Source organism: Kitasatospora sp. NPDC092039, assembly GCF_044756065.1.
In the GTDB taxonomy this organism is placed as follows: Bacteria; Actinomycetota; Actinomycetes; order Streptomycetales; family Streptomycetaceae; genus Kitasatospora.
Window position 1 is genome coordinate 86,117 of the sequence record NZ_JBIVSD010000020.1, and the last position, 12,712, is coordinate 98,828.

The 12,712-nt window shown below is 74.4% G+C and carries 11 protein-coding genes; 3 read left to right on the forward strand and 8 right to left on the reverse strand.

The window, feature by feature from the left end:
* Positions 1–208 precede the first annotated feature (208 nt).
* From ACIQI7_RS31485 to miaA, 4 genes are all read right to left on the reverse strand, one after another.
* Positions 209–2,440, reverse strand: a complete 2,232-nt coding sequence (locus ACIQI7_RS31485; RefSeq protein WP_401116685.1) for a RelA/SpoT family protein — start codon at positions 2,438–2,440, stop codon at positions 209–211.
* Positions 2,441–2,651: 211 nt separating this feature from the next.
* Positions 2,652–3,557: a diaminopimelate epimerase gene (gene dapF, locus ACIQI7_RS31490; RefSeq protein WP_401116687.1), complete on the reverse strand. Its 906-nt coding sequence runs from the start codon at positions 3,555–3,557 to the stop codon at positions 2,652–2,654.
* A 127-nt stretch (positions 3,558–3,684) separates the two neighbouring features.
* Positions 3,685–4,197: a hypothetical protein gene (locus tag ACIQI7_RS31495; RefSeq protein WP_387759469.1), complete on the reverse strand. Its 513-nt coding sequence runs from the start codon at positions 4,195–4,197 to the stop codon at positions 3,685–3,687.
* 228 nt (positions 4,198–4,425) lie between these two features.
* Complete coding sequence (gene miaA, locus ACIQI7_RS31500) at positions 4,426–5,385, reverse strand: tRNA (adenosine(37)-N6)-dimethylallyltransferase MiaA (RefSeq protein WP_401116689.1); 960 nt, start codon at positions 5,383–5,385, stop codon at positions 4,426–4,428.
* A gap of 193 nt (positions 5,386–5,578) precedes the next feature.
* Between miaA and ACIQI7_RS31505 the strand changes: the two genes are divergently transcribed.
* Positions 5,579–5,827 (forward strand): antitoxin, encoded by a 249-nt coding sequence (locus ACIQI7_RS31505; RefSeq protein ID WP_401116691.1) that lies wholly within the window; start codon positions 5,579–5,581, stop codon positions 5,825–5,827.
* A 4-nt stretch (positions 5,828–5,831) separates the two neighbouring features.
* Here the strand turns inward: ACIQI7_RS31505 and ACIQI7_RS31510 are convergent, their stop codons facing one another.
* Both ACIQI7_RS31510 and miaB read right to left on the reverse strand, forming a co-directional pair.
* Complete coding sequence (locus ACIQI7_RS31510) at positions 5,832–6,530, reverse strand: class III extradiol dioxygenase subunit B-like domain-containing protein (RefSeq protein ID WP_401116693.1); 699 nt, start codon at positions 6,528–6,530, stop codon at positions 5,832–5,834.
* A 108-nt stretch (positions 6,531–6,638) separates the two neighbouring features.
* The gene (gene miaB / locus ACIQI7_RS31515) at positions 6,639–8,141 is read right to left on the reverse strand and encodes a tRNA (N6-isopentenyl adenosine(37)-C2)-methylthiotransferase MiaB (protein ID WP_401116695.1); all 1,503 of its coding nucleotides are present in this window, start codon (positions 8,139–8,141) and stop codon (positions 6,639–6,641) included.
* A 96-nt stretch (positions 8,142–8,237) separates the two neighbouring features.
* Here miaB and ACIQI7_RS31520 point away from each other — a divergent pair, with 96 nt between their 5' ends.
* On the forward strand, positions 8,238–9,257 hold the full coding sequence (locus ACIQI7_RS31520) for a TAXI family TRAP transporter solute-binding subunit (RefSeq protein ID WP_401116697.1): 1,020 nt from the start codon (positions 8,238–8,240) through the stop codon (positions 9,255–9,257).
* A gap of 82 nt (positions 9,258–9,339) precedes the next feature.
* Here the strand turns inward: ACIQI7_RS31520 and ACIQI7_RS31525 are convergent, their stop codons facing one another.
* Both ACIQI7_RS31525 and ACIQI7_RS31530 read right to left on the reverse strand, forming a co-directional pair.
* Positions 9,340–10,764 (reverse strand): sensor histidine kinase, encoded by a 1,425-nt coding sequence (locus ACIQI7_RS31525; protein ID WP_401116699.1) that lies wholly within the window; start codon positions 10,762–10,764, stop codon positions 9,340–9,342.
* A gap of 6 nt (positions 10,765–10,770) precedes the next feature.
* Positions 10,771–11,529, reverse strand: a complete 759-nt coding sequence (locus ACIQI7_RS31530; protein ID WP_387759456.1) for a response regulator transcription factor — start codon at positions 11,527–11,529, stop codon at positions 10,771–10,773.
* Positions 11,530–11,921: 392 nt separating this feature from the next.
* On the opposite strand from ACIQI7_RS31530, the gene ACIQI7_RS31535 reads away from it, so the two are divergent.
* Positions 11,922–12,695 (forward strand): amino acid ABC transporter ATP-binding protein, encoded by a 774-nt coding sequence (locus ACIQI7_RS31535; RefSeq protein ID WP_401116702.1) that lies wholly within the window; start codon positions 11,922–11,924, stop codon positions 12,693–12,695.
* Positions 12,696–12,712 lie beyond the last annotated feature (17 nt).

Consider the following 12,712-nt stretch of genomic DNA (forward strand, 5'->3'; position numbering starts at 1 on the left):
TCTGTCCTTTGGCTCGCTGGTACGGATTGGCTTCGGGGACCGCGGGGCGGTCCCGTACGGAGTCTGCCCAGCTGCCGCCCCGGCTACCGTCCGGGCGGGGTGAGCTACCCCTCAGGCCCCCGGGTTCCACCCCGGGCTCCTGTGCCCGGAGAACGCCGTGGACCGGCCGTGAATTCCCCATGATGGTCGCACGCCGTGTGCGGGCCGGTCATCCCCATTTCCCCCGCGCCGCCGGGCCGAGCGGCCGCTCCCCCGGCTCCCGGCCCGCCTCCGGGGCGTGCGGGCGGCTCACGTCGTACACCCCGGAGACCTTGAGCATCGCCCGCATCAGCCCCGGCAGCGCGGCCGGCTCGGGCAGTTCCACGGTGTAGGTGTGCCGGACCCTGGACTCCTGCGGCGGCTCGACCTCGGCCGAGACGATGCCGACGCCCGCGCCGGAGATCGCCGCGGTGAGGTCGGCGAGCAGCCGGGGCCGGTTCAACGCCTCGGCCCGCAGGGTGGCCCGGTGCCCGGCCGCCGGCGCGCCCTCCGCCTGCCAGCGGACCTCCAGCTCGGCCCGCCCGTCCGCGCGCATCCGCTCCCCCGCCGGACAGCCGGTGCGGTGCACCGCGACCGCGCCGCCGCGGATGGGGTAGCCGGTCACCTCGTCCGGCGGCACCGGGGTGCAGCAGCGCGCCAGCCGGACCGGCGCCCCGGGTCGACCGGCCACCGCGACCGGGGCCACCCGCCGCTCGGCGGCCGGGCGCCCGGGCGGGGCGGGCTGGCCGCCGGCCGGGCCGGTGCGGACCACCGGCTGCCGGGCGGGGTGGTCGGCCAGCCAGCGCTCGATGGCCAGCCGGGCGGCCGGGGTGCGGGCGTGCGCCAGCCACTCGGGGGCGGGGCCGGAGGGCTGCCCGCCGCCGACCGGGAGGGTCTCGGTGAGCACGGCGATCTGGTCGCCGTCCTCCAGCACCGTGGACAGCGCGGTGAGCCGCCCGTTGACCCGCGCGCCGATGCAGCGGTGGCCGGTCTCCTCGCCGAGCAGGTAGGCCGCGTCCACGCAGGTGGCGCCGGCCCTCAGCTGAAGCGTTTCGCCGCCCTCCGTCACCACGGTGATCTCGCGGTCGCCGGCCAGGTCGGCGGTGAGCGCGGACCAGAAGGCGTCCGGGTCGGGCGTCTCCTGCTGCCACTCCAGCAGCCGGCTGAGCCAGCCCGGGCGGGCCGGGTCGGTGCGGTCCAGCTCGTCGGCGTCCTGCACGGCGCCGGCCGGGGACGGGTCGCCGAGCGCGACCACCCCGGTCTCGGCCACCTCGTGCATCCGCCGGGTGCGGACCAGCACCTCGACCACCGCGCCGCCGCTGAGCGCCACGGCGGTGTGCAGCGACTGGTAGAGGTTGAACTTGGGCGCGGCCACGAAGTCCTTGAACTCCCCGGGCAGCGGCGTCCAGCAGGTGTGCAGCTCGCCGAGCACGGCGTAGCAGTCGGCGTTCTCCTCGACCACCACCAGCAGCCGCCCGAAGTCGGCCGGCCGCGGCCCCTGCGGCCGGCCGTCCGGCCCGGGCACGGCGGCCCGCCGGAGCAGCACCCGGTGCAGCGAGACGCAGTGCCGCGGCCGGACGGTCACCTCGGCGGCCACCCCGGCCTCGGCCAGCTGGCGGGCCAGCTGCCGGGCGAAGGGCTCCAGCAGGGCGTCCGGCCGGTCCTCGTGACCGGCCATCAGGGCGCGGGTGCGGGCGTGCTCCTCGGGGTGCAGGGTGGCGAAGACGATGTCCTCCAGCTCCGCCTTGAGCACCTGGATGCCGAGCCGTTCGGCCAGCGGGATCAGCACGTCCCGGGTGACCTTGGCGATCCGCACCTGGCTGGCCGGCTTCATGTGCCGGATGGTGCGCATGTTGTGCAGCCGGTCGGCCAGCTTGATCACCATCACCCGGACGTCGTCCCCGGTGGCGACCAGCATCTTGCGGAAGGTCTCGGCCTCGGCGGCGGCGCCGAAGTCGACCTTCTCCAGTTTCGTCACCCCGTCGACCAGGTAGGCGACTTCGGGACCGAACCCGGCGCCCACCTGGTCCAGCGTCAACTCGGTGTCCTCGACCGTGTCGTGGAGCAGCGAGGCGACCAGGGTGGTCGTCCCGGCGCCGAGTTGGGCCAGGATCATGGTGACGGCCAGCGGGTGGGTGATGTACGGCTCGCCGCTCTTGCGCTTCTGGCCGCGGTGGCTGGCCTCGGCGAGCCGGTACGCCCGGGCGAGCAGGCCGAGGTCGGCCTGCGGATGGTGCTGCCGGTGGACCCGGACGAGCGGTTCCAGGGCGTCCGGCACCGGCGGCCGGCCGGTGGCCAGCAGCGCGGCCCGCCCGGCCCGGCCGAGGGCGGCCCGGCCGAGCTCCCCGAGGGGCCTCCTGGCCCCGGCCTGCCGTACGGTCGTCGGCTGCCCCGTGAGGGACTGCCCGGCTTCGATGGTCATCGGCACCTCCGGCAACGGTCACCGGGCGCCGCCCCTCCTGAGGGGGTGATCTTGCTACCCCTCCCCAGGGGTGATCGACCCGGTGGTCCATGCTACCGAGCAGAGCACGTTCCGCGACGCCCTGATTCCCGTCCGCGACCGGTATCACCCGATCGGGGGGATTCGTCACCGCACGAATTGGGCAAACCGGGCCGCCCGTCCCCGTCGGGCCTCAGCGCACCGACTCCCACCAGCGCCCGTCCAGCCGTCCCTCGGCGACGATCACCGCCGGACCGGTCATCTCCACCCGGCCGTCCGGGTGCTCGGTGATGACCAGTCGGCCGCCCAGCACGTCCACGGTGTACGAGGCCGCCTCGCCGGTGACCGCCGGGTCGGCGCCGTCCCGGCGGATGGCCGCCACCGCCACCGCGCAGGCGCCGGTGCCGCAGGAGCGGGTCTCGCCCGAGCCGCGCTCGTGCACCCGCATCGCGACGTGCCGCGGCCCGCGGTCCACCACGAACTCGACGTTGACGCCCTCCGGGTAGGCGCTCGCGGGGCTGGTGAGCGGCGCGGCGTACAGGTCGCCGGCGTGGTCCAGGCTCTCCACGAAGGCCACCGCGTGCGGGTTGCCCATGTTGACGTTCAGGGCCGGCCAGCGCCGCTCGCCGACCGCGACCTCGATGCCGTCCGGCCCGGGCAGCCGGGCCCGGCCCATGTCGATGGTGACGTCGCCGGGCGTGCCGTCCGCGGCGGCCTCGGCGACCTTCGCCGTGAGCACCCCGGAGCGGGTGGCGACGGCCAGTTCGCCGGGCTCGGCCAGACCGGCGTCGACCAGGAAGCGGGCGAAGACCCGCAGGCCGTTGCCGCACATCTCGGCGACGCTGCCGTCCGAGTTGCGGTAGTCCATGAACCACTCGGCCCGGTCGGCCATCCCCGCGGCGGCCGGGTCGGCGGCGGCGCGCACCACGCGCAGCAGCCCGTCCCCGCCGACGCCGGCCCGCCGGTCGCACAGCGCGGCGACGGTCTCGGGACCGATCTCCAGCTCGCCGTCCGGGTCGGGGACGATGACGAAGTCGTTCTGGGTGCCGTGCCCCTTGAAGAAGGCGATGCCGCCCTGCCGGGGAGAGGATGCGCTCACCCCTCCGATGGTACTGAGCGGCGATCCGCCCGCTCAGCGCAGGGAGGCGCTCACCGCCGGGAAGCCTCCGGCCGGGGAGGCGCTCAGCGCAGAAAAGCCTCCGGCCGGGGAGGCGCTCAGCGCCCGCTCAGCGCAGGTAGGCGACCCGCCAGACCGCGAGCGCACAGGCGGCCACCGCGATCAGGGTGTAGACCACGATCGCCTTCCAGCCGGCCCGCTTCCCCGAGCCCCGGCGCGGCAGCCCCGGCCACTTGTAGCCGGCGTGCCGGGCGGCCATCGCGCCCCAGCCGACCGAGGCGGCGGTGAACAGCAGCCCGAGCATCCCGACCATGGTGGCGCGCGCCCCGGCCGAGCCGAAGGCGAGCGGGAAGGCGAACATCAGCGAGCCGAGGGTGCCCAGCAGGGCGATCGGCAGCGTCTGCCACCAGCGCAGCCGGCGCAGCGGGCGGATCTCCCGCTCGTGCACCGCGGCGTCGGGCGGGGTGCGGGTGTCCAGGGCGGGCACCGCGACCGCGTAGGAGGTCGGCGCCTCCAGGCCGGTCAGCACGGGGAGGTCGCCCATCGTCGACTCGTCGAACTCCTCGGCCGGGGCGGTGACGCTTCCGCTCTGGCCGGATTCGGGGCCGGTACCCGTCGACACACGGCCTCCCCTGACAGTTCGACACGAGCGGACTCGCGGCCGGGCACGGTCGGCCCGTCCGGCCGACCCCTACGGCATCGATGATGGCATGTCCAGGGAGGCGTTCCGGGCCTGACCGGGGTCGACGGGTGATCCGTGGCCATCACGTGATCGGGCCGTGACCGTCGGTTCGTCCTGCACGGTCGCCTGCGCGCGCAGGTGCACCGCCGGATTGGCCGGAAACCCTTCCTACGCGGCCGGAACTCCCTGACGGCCGATCAGTTCGAGGGACCGTTCCAGCAGCTCGACGGGGTCGGTTCCGGCAGGTCGGGAGAGCCAGTTGATCCGGTCGTCGCGGCGGAACCAGGACTCCTGACGGCGGGCGAAGCGCTTGGTGGCCCGGACGGTCTCGGCCCGCGCCTCCTCCTCGGTGCACCCGCCGGCGAAGTGGTCGAGCAGTTGCTGGTAGCCGAGCGCCCGGGAGGCGGTCCGTCCCTCCCGCAGCCCGGCCCGTTCCAGTTCCCGCACCTCGTCCGGCAGTCCGGCCTCCCACATCCGGTCGACCCGCAGCGCGATCCGCTCGTCCAGTTCGGGGCGCGGCACGGCGACGCCGATCTGCACCGCCTCGTAGACGGCGGTGTTGCCCGGCAGGTTGGCGGTGAACGGCTGCCCGGTGATCTCGATGACCTCCAGGGCGCGGACGATCCGCCGGCCGTTGGTGGTGAGGATCGCCTCGGCGGCGGCCGGGTCCAGCTCGGCCAGCCGCCGGTGCAGCGCGTAGGGGCCGGCCTGCTCCAGCTCGGCCTCCAGCCGGGCCCGCACCGCCGGGTCGGTGCCCGGGAACTCCATCTCGTCGATCGCCGCCCGGACGTACAGCCCGGAGCCGCCGACCAGGACGGGCGGGCGGCCGGCGGCGAGCAGCCGGTCGATCTCGGCCCTGGCCAGCCGCTGGTACTCGGCGACGCTGGCGGCCTCGGTGACGTCCCAGATGTCCAGCAGGTGGTGCGGCACTCCCCCGCGCTCGGCCATGGTGAGCTTGGCGGTGCCGATGTCCATGCCCCGGTACAGCTGCATCGAGTCGGTGTTGATCACCTCGCCGTCGAGGCTGCGGGCGATGGCGACGGCCAGGTCGGACTTGCCCGCGGCGGTCGCGCCGACGACGCAGATCACACGGGGCGGGGCGACACGCGGGGTACTGGAGCTGCTCACCGCTCCAGTCTCGCACCGGCCCGGTCCGGGAACGCCCGGGCCGGTGCGGACCGGGCTGCCACCGGCCCGCCACTGCGCGACGATATGACTGTTTCCTGGATGTTCTCCGGACATTTCTCCGATCGGGTCCGGTTTGCGAACGCTTCGCCGGGCACGGTCGTTGTCCGGGGGACAGCGGATGAAGGAGATCGCCATGGGTCTGATGGACAACCTCAAGGGCAAGGCCGAGGAGCTCAAGGACAAGGCCAGCGAGTTCGCCGGCAAGCACAGCGACCAGATCGACAAGGTCGTGGACAAGGCCGGCGGCGCGATCGACAAGGCGACCAAGGGCAAGTACAGCGACAAGATCGAGCACGGCACCGGCAAGGCCAAGGACGCGGTCGACGACTTCGCCCACAAGCCGAAGCCGGGCGACGAGGGTCAGCCGCCCCCGCGTTCCTGAGTCCCTAGGACCAGGACGCCACGAAGTACCCGACCCCGTACGGGGCGTCCTGGTAGCCCAGCCGTCCGGTGAGGCCGGCGCCCTCCGCGGCGCCGGCCAGCACCTGCCAGGGCGCCCGGCCGTCGGCCTTGAGCTCGGCGGCCAGGCCCGGGTCCAGCGCGGCCAGGGCGGACAGGTCGGCCGTGCCCAGGGCGGCGGCCAGGGCGGTGTCGTAGCCCTCGGCCCGCTCGTCCAGGTAGCCGGGCGACTTCACCGTGCGGCAGGCGCTGCCGTCGCCGAGCACCAGCAGCGCGACCCGGTCGGCCAGACCGGCCAGGCCCTGGCCGAGGCCGAGCATCCGGTCGGCGGGGGCGTCGGCGGGCACCGCACAGGCGTGCGTGGGCAGGGTCACCCCGGCGCGCTCCAGCAGCCAGGCGCCGACGGTCAGCGAGGGGGCCAGCTCCGGCCCCTCGACCCGGCCACCGGGCAGCTTGGCGACCAGCGGCACCCCGTAGCGGTGGAAGGAGCCGGCCCCGCCCTCGGTCCACACCTCGGCCGCCGGCCCGGTGCCGACCACCACGACCAGCTGCGGTCCGGCCGCGACCAGCGCCGCCAGGGCGTCGTCGCAGGCCGCGCGCAGGTCGTCCAGCTCGGGCGCGGCCCCGGCGGCGACCTCGGGGACGAGCAGCGGCGGACAGGGGCACACGGCGGCGGCTACCAGCATGTGGATCACTCTAGCCAACGACGGCGGCCCGGCCCGCTGGTCGCCCGCTCGCCCCCGAACCGAAGCAGCACGGCCCGGACCGCCCGGGCCGCCGTCACGGGCGGTGGGTCAGTCGCCGCAGCAGGCCCCGCCCGCCGGCACGGCCTGCGGCAGCTCCGCCGGGGCGCCGATCTTCGGCAGGCCGAGCATCACGCCGGCCGGCTTGGCGGCGGCCGCGGCCTGGCGCTTCTCCCAGGCGTCGCCGGCCCGGGTGCGGCGCACCGCGAGCGCCGGCCCCTCGGCGAGCAGGTGGTGCGGGGCGGCGTAGGTGATCTCGACGGTCACCATGTCGCCCGGCCGCACCGGCTCCTCGGGCTTGCCGAAGTGCACCAGCCGGTTGTCGGGCGCCCGGCCCGAGAGGCGCTGGGTCCGGTCGTCCTTCTTGCCCTCGCCCTCGGCGACCAGGACCTCCAGGGTCCGGCCGACCTGCTTCTTGTTCTCCTCCCAGGAGATCTCCTCCTGGAGGGCGATCAGCCGGTCGTAGCGGGCCTGCACGACCGCCTTCGGCACCTGGTCGGCCATCTCCGCGGCGGGGGTGCCGGGGCGCTTGGAGTACTGGAAGGTGAAGGCGTTGGTGAAGCGGGCCTCGCGGACGACGTGCATCGTCTCCTCGAAGTCCTCCTCGGTCTCGCCGGGGAAGCCGACGATGATGTCGGTGGAGATGGCCGCGTCCGGCATCGCCTCGCGGACCTTGCGGATGATCCCGAGGAAACGCTCCTGCCGGTAGGAGCGGCGCATCGCCTTGAGCACCCGGTCCGAGCCGGACTGCAGCGGCATGTGCAGCTGGTGCATCACGCTCGGGGTCTCGGCCATCGCGGCGATCACGTCGTCGGTGAAGTCGCGCGGATGCGGGGAGGTGAAGCGGATCCGCTCCAGGCCCTCGACCTGGCCGGCCGCGCGCAGCAGCTTGGAGAAGGCCTCGCGGTCGCCCAGGTCGGAGCCGTAGGCGTTGACGTTCTGGCCGAGCAGGGTCACCTCGATGACGCCCTCGTCCACCAGCGCCTCGATCTCGGCGAGGACGTCGCCGGGGCGGCGGTCCTCCTCCTTGCCGCGCAGCGCGGGGACGATGCAGAAGGTGCAGGTGTTGTTGCAGCCGACCGAGATGGCGACCCAGGCGGCGTAGGCGGACTCGCGGCGGGTCGGCAGGGTGGAGGGGAAGGTCTCCAGCGACTCCAGGATCTCGACCTGGGCCTCGCGCTCGACCGCGGCCCGCTCCAGCAGCGCCGGCAGGTGGCCGATGTTGTGGGTGCCGAAGACCACGTCGACCCAGGGGGCGCGCTTGACGATGGTCTCCCGGTCCTTCTGGGCCAGGCAGCCGCCGACGGCGATCTGCATGCCCTTGTGGCGGGTCTTGACCGGCGCGAGCTGGCCGAGGTTGCCGTACAGCTTGTTGTCGGCGTTCTCGCGCACCGCGCAGGTGTTGAACACCACCAGGTCCGGGTCGCCCTCGGGCCCGGCCTTGACGTACCCCGCGTCCTCCAGCAGGCCGGACAGCCGCTCGGAGTCGTGGACGTTCATCTGGCAGCCGTGCGTGACGACCTTGTAGCTCTTCAATCCGCTCTCACCGCTCACCAGACCAGGGTACGGGCAGTGGCGAAGCGCTTTTCCCGGAGCTTCCACCCCCCGTTCCACTCCCGTTCCGCCGGAGCGCCTGGCAGTATCCCTGCCATGGCCCCCACCACCCCGTCCCGTCTCGGCGCCGCCGTCCGCACCGCGGCCCGCAGCCCGTTGTGGCGGACGGTGCTGGTGGTGGTGCTGCTGGTGGCCGGTTTCGGCGGCTGGTGGCTGTCGGCGGGCCGCTCGCCCGGGTACCCGCGCGGCGAGGTCCGCTTCGCCACCGGGGTGCAGCGCGGCGTCTACGACCGGTACGGGCAGCTGCTCCAGGGCCACGTCTCCCGGGCGATGCCGGGCGTGCGGCTGGCCCTGGACAACTCCGAGGGCTCGATCGACAACCTCGCCCGGGTGATCGACGGCCGGGACACCTTCGCGATAGCGACCGCCGACGCGGTGGCCGAATACCACGGCGCCGGCAAGGAGAAGCTGCGGGCGATCGCCCGGCTGTACGACGACTACCTGCAGCTGGTCGTCCCGGCCGCCTCTCCGGTGCGCCGCACCGCCGACCTCAAGGGCCTGAAGGTCGGCGTCGGGCTGCCGCAGTCCGGGGTGAACCTGGTGACCAAGCGGCTGCTGTCCGCCGCCGGGCTGGACCCCGACCACGACATCGTCCCGGTGCCGAAGGGGATCGGCGAGGCCGCCGACGACCTGCGCGCGGGCAGGCTGGACGCGTTCTTCTGGTCCGGCGGCCTGCCCACCAGCGCGCTCACCGACCTCTCCGAGCACGTCCGGATCCGGATCGTGCCGCTGAGCGACCTCTCCGAGGCCCTGCACCTGGCCGAGGGCGGCGGCACCGACGCCTACCGCGCGGCCACCATGCCCAAGGGCACCTATCCCAACGCCGAGCCGAAGGACGCCGTCGCCACGGTGGCCGTGCCCAACCTGCTGATCACCCGGGACGACGCGGACCCGCGCCTGGTCGAGGGGATGACCCGCGCGGTGATCGACAGCCGGGACCAGATCGGCGCCCAGGTGCACGCCGCTCAGCTGGTCGACCTGCGCACCGCCGTCTACACCGACCCGCTGCCGCTGCACACCGGCGCGGCGCGCTACTACCGCTCCGTGAAGCCGTAGCGGCCGGTCCTCGGACCCGCGACCGCGGGTCGGCGCCGGCCCGCGCGTCCGCGGGCGGACGCCGGTGTACGGCCCCCGGCGGCTACTTCTCCGGCCGCGGCACCGCCAGCGTCACCGCGAGCCCGGTCGGCTTGACCGGCGCGAAGCCGAGCGAGCCGCCGCCGGCCGCCAACAGGGTGCGGGCGATGGACAGCCCCAGCCCGGACCCGTCCACGTTCTGGTGCCGAGGGCTGCGCCAGAACCGGTCCCCGGCCCGGGTCAGCTCGTCCTCGGTGAGGCCGGGCCCGGCGTCGGTGACGGTCACCGCGACCTCGTCCCGGCGCACCGCGACCCTCAGCCGCACCTCGCTGCCGGACGGGCCGAACTTGAGGGCGTTGTCCAGCACGGCGTCCAGGGCCGAGCCGAAGCCGATCGGGTCGGCCATCCCGATCGCCAGGGCCGGGCCCTCCCAGCGCAGCGCGATGCCGCGCTGCTCGGCCACCGGCCGCCAGGCGTCCACCCGGGCCAGGGTGAGCTCGGCGAGGTCGGTGCGCTCGGGTTCGGGGCGGGCGTGCTCGGCGGTGGCCAGCCCGAGCAGGTCGTCCAGCACCCGGGCCAGCCGGACGCCCTCCTCCCGGACGCCGCTGAGCTCCTCCTCGTGGCCCTCGGGCAGTTCCAGGCCGAGCACCTCGACCCGCAGCAGCAGCGCCGACAGCGGGTTGCGCAGCTGGTGCGAGGCGTCCGCGACGAACGCCTTCTGCTGGTCCATGGCGAGCACCACGTGGTCCGCCATCTCGTTGAACGAGCGGGCCAGCCGCTGGAGTTCGGGCGGCCCGCCGCCGGGGGCGACCCGGGCGGCCATCCGGCCGGTGGCGATGTCGTGGGTGGCCCGGTCCAGGGTGCGCACCGGGCGCAGCACCCACTCGGTGAGCCGGACGGCGAGCAGCACGGCGACGATCATCGCGGCGGCCTCGCCCGCGCCGATCACCAGCCACTTGCGCAGCATCCGGGCGCGCAGCGCCTCGGTCGGGGACTCGCTCAGCACCACCGCGACCACGTCGCCGTCGCGCACCACCGGGGCGGCGACGGTGATCGTCCGGTCCGGCGTCCACGGCCAGACCTGCGGCGGGTTGTGGCTGCGCCGCCCGTCCAGCGCCTCCTGGAAGGCCTGGGCGCCCCAGCCGCCGGAGGGCACCCGCCAGTCGGCCGGGGCGGCGGCGATCGCCTGGCCGTCGCGCTGGAAGATGCCCAGGCGCACGCCGTACAGGTCGTGGTAGCGGCGGACCTCGGCGTTGATCGCGCGCTGCCGGCTGAGGTCGCCCGGGGCGGGTTCCGGGTCGCCCTTGCGGGCCGAGTCGGCGGCGCCGGAGGTGGGCAGGTCCTGGGCGAGGCGGGCGGCGTCGTCGAGCCGGTCGACGACCACCTTGGTCTGCTCGGCCGCCGCGACCGCCGCCGCGAGCGGCAGCCCCAGGGCGGCCAGGACGCAGAGCATGAGGGCGATCAGGATGCCGAGCAGGCGGGTGCGCACGTGCGGTCAGTGCTCCGCGGGGGCGGGCGGGGCCGGTTCGGTCGCGGCGGGGGCCGGACGGTCGGGGATCAGCCGGTAGCCGACCCCGCGCACGGCCTCGACCAGGCCGGGCAGCGCCAGCTTGTTGCGCAGCGAGCCGATGTGCACCTCCAGGGTGCGCCCGTTGCCCTCCCAGCCGCTGCGCCAGACCTCGCTGAAGATCTGCTCGCGCCGGTAGACCACGCCCGGGCTCTGGGCGAGCAGCGCGAGCAGGTCGAACTCCTTGCGGGTGAGCGGCACGTCGCGGCCGTCCACGCTGACCCGGCGGCGCTCCCGGTCGATCCGGATGCCGCGGGACTCCAGCGGGCCGCGCTGCTGCGGGACGGTGTCGGGCGCGGGTACCGCCACCGCGGAGGGGGCGGCGCCGCGGCGGGCCACGGCGTGGATGCGGGCGAGCAGTTCGCCCATGTCGTACGGCTTGGTGACGTAGTCGTCGGCGCCCAGGTTGAGGCCGTGGATCCGGGAGCGGACGTCGGCGCGGGCGGTGACCATGATCACCGGAACGCCGCTGCCGGCCCTGATCCGGCTGCACACCTCGAAGCCGTCGCGGTCGGGCAGCCCGAGGTCGAGCAGCACCACGCGGTAGGGCTCGTTGCCGTCCGGCACCAGGGCGTCCAGCGCCTCGTGCCCGCTGCGGGCGTGCCGGACCTGGAAGCCGTGCCGGCCCAGCACCGCGACCAGCGCGGCGGCCACGCGTTCGTCGTCCTCGACGAGTAGCAGTCGCATCCTGTTCTCCTCCTTCCCCCACCTGATCACCGGTGATCACCGGGCCGATCGGTCAGGTCCCGGTCCTGCGCAGTATGGGCCAGGGAACGGCCCGGCGCCAGGCTCGACCGCGCTCCGGGCTCCTGGGGGACGGGGAGCACCGGCGCGGATTCCCGCTGTGACATGCCCCGCCGGCGCCCTCGCGAACAGCACGTAGGCACCGTGTGGCCGTTTCGTGATCCTCAAGTTCCGCTCAGATCGGCTGACGGCGCGCGGTCGCGGCTCCTAAGGTCGGCCCACCGGGGGCTGCGGCTCCGCCGGCCGCGGCTCCCGGATTCGTACCACCATTGCCTCCCAAGGGAGTTGAGACTTCTCGGGCAGGCTTGATTCGACGACAGCAGGGAGCAGGCGCGATGACCGAGAGCCCGGTCGAGGACTCCACCCCCGCAGCCGCCCCACTGGTCGTGCTGAGCAACGTCAACAAGCACTACGGCGCGCTGCACGTGCTGCAGGACATCGACCTCCAGATCGCCCAGGGCGAGGTGGTCGTGCTGATCGGCCCGTCCGGGTCGGGCAAGTCGACGCTCTGCCGGACGATCAACCGGCTGGAGGCGATCGACTCCGGCACGATCACCATCGACGGCCGGCCGCTGCCCGACGAGGGCAAGGAGCTGGCCCGGCTGCGCGCCGAGGTCGGCATGGTGTTCCAGAGCTTCAACCTGTTCGCGCACAAGACCGTGCTGGAGAACGTGGTCATCGGCCAGGTGAAGGTGCGCAAGGTGCCCCGCCCGCAGGCCGAGAAGACCGCCCGGGAGCTGCTGGAGCGGGTCGGCGTCGGCGCGCAGGCGGACAAGTTCCCGGCCCAGCTCTCCGGCGGCCAGCAGCAGCGCGTGGCGATCGCCCGGGCGCTGGCGATGAAGCCCAAGGTGATGCTCTTCGACGAGCCCACCTCGGCGCTGGACCCGGAGATGGTCAACGAGGTGCTGGAGGTCATGCGCCAGCTGGCCGCGGACGGCATGACGATGGTCGTGGTCACCCACGAGATGGGCTTCGCCCGCTCCGCCGCCAACCGGGTGCTGTTCATGGCCGACGGGAAGATCGTCGAGCAGAACACCCCGGACGCCTTCTTCACCGCGCCGCGCTCCGACCGCGCCAAGGACTTCCTCTCGAAGATCCTCCACCACTGACGCTTCGAGACCAGCGG